Source organism: Curtobacterium sp. MCBA15_016, from assembly GCF_001865105.1.
GTDB lineage: Bacteria > Actinomycetota > Actinomycetes > Actinomycetales > Microbacteriaceae > Curtobacterium.
In genome coordinates, this window is the sequence record NZ_MJGR01000005.1 from 1 (window position 1) to 1503 (window position 1503).

A 1503-nucleotide genomic window follows, 5' to 3' on the forward strand; every position below is an offset into this window, starting at 1 on the left:
AGCCCGCACCGCGCCTCCCGCCCGGACATCCGCGAGCCGCACCGTCACGTCGTGGTGACCCCGTTCAGCCGCGCCTCCTCCGCGTCGTACCCCGACCGCACCTGCCGCAGCACGAGGTCGTCGATCTCGTCGGCGTCCCGCAACCGCAGGAGCGTCGCGGCCTTGTGCCGGACCAGGGCGAGCTCGAGGGCGACCGCGGTGTCGTGCCGTTGCAGCGCCGGGTGGTCGTCGTCCTCTTCCTCGCGGGCCTGGATGACGTCGAGGTGCGCCTCGTAGTCCTTCCGCACCCGCTCCACGGTCGCACGGTCCGCGCCGGTCGAGCGGGCCAGGCGGGGGAGTGCGTCGAGCGCCTCCTCGATCGCGGTGCGCTCGGCGAAGCGGCGCTCCTCGCCGACCGACTCGTCCTCGGGCAGTGCTGCCCGGCGGAGGACGGCCGGCAGCACCAGGGCCTGCCCGACGATCGTGACGACGACGACCCCGGCGGTGACGAAGACGATGAGGTCCCGGTCGGGGAACGCCGCGCCGGACTCGAGTGTCCGGGGCACGGCGACGGCCATCGCGAGCGACACCGCCCCGCGGAACCCGGCGAAGCCGCTGACGAGCCGGTCCCGGTGGCCCTCGCGCGGTGCTCCGCCGGACCGTCGGGTGACGAGCCACACCGTGCCGCCGGCTGCGTTGAGGAACGCGAACCGCACGAGCACGAGGGCGATCGACACCGCGGCGATCACGCCGGTGGCGCGCAGGAGCTCGGCGGGCTCCAGCGCACGGGCGGCGACCATCGCCTCGATGCCGACGAGCACGAACAGCGCGCCGTTCAGCAGGAAGGTCAGGAACGACCAGAACGCGCGGACCTGCTGACGGGTCTCGGCGCGGTCGAGCTTCGGACCGACCTGGCTCACCACGATGCCGGCGGCCACGACCGCGAGGACGCCGGAGGCCCCGATCGCCTCGGCACCGAGGAACGCGACGAACGGCACGAGGAGGGTCACCAGGTTCTCGAGGACGACCGTGTCGACGCGCCGGAGCACCTGCGTGCCGAGCCACGCCGCGACCAGACCGGCCGCCACGCCGCCGAGGTAGGACAGCGCGAGCATGCCCGAGACGCCCCAGAACGTGAGCTCCTGCGTGCCGACCGTGACCGCGACGGCGATCCCGTAGACCACGAGGGTGGTGCCGTCGTTGACGAGGCTCTCGGCACGCAGCACCGTGACGTTCCGGCGCGGCAGCATCTTCGTGAGCACCCCGACGGCCGTGGCGTCCGTCGGTGCCACGGCCGCACCGAGCACCCAGGCCGGACCCCACGGCATGCCGAGCAGGTGGAGCAGGACGGCGATCGCCCCGGCCGTGACCACGACGAGCAGCGTGCCCATNNCTTCCGGATCTCGCGCAGGGACGTCGTCAGGCTCTCCCAGTACAGCAGTGCCGGCAGGAAGAGCAGGAGGACGGCGTCGGCGGGGAGCTGCACGCCCGCGAACTCGGGCACGAGGGCGAGCAGCGCGCCGA

At 73.6% G+C, this 1503-nt stretch carries 1 protein-coding gene; it reads right to left on the bottom strand.

Annotation, left to right across the window (positions count from 1 at the left end; all coding sequences use genetic code 11):
• Positions 1-44: 44 nt before the first annotated feature.
• Positions 45-1370 (bottom strand): Na+/H+ antiporter (locus BIV03_RS02990; protein ID WP_071294606.1); only part of this gene is annotated, 1326 nt, incomplete at its 5' end.
• Positions 1371-1503: the final 133 nt, after the last annotated feature.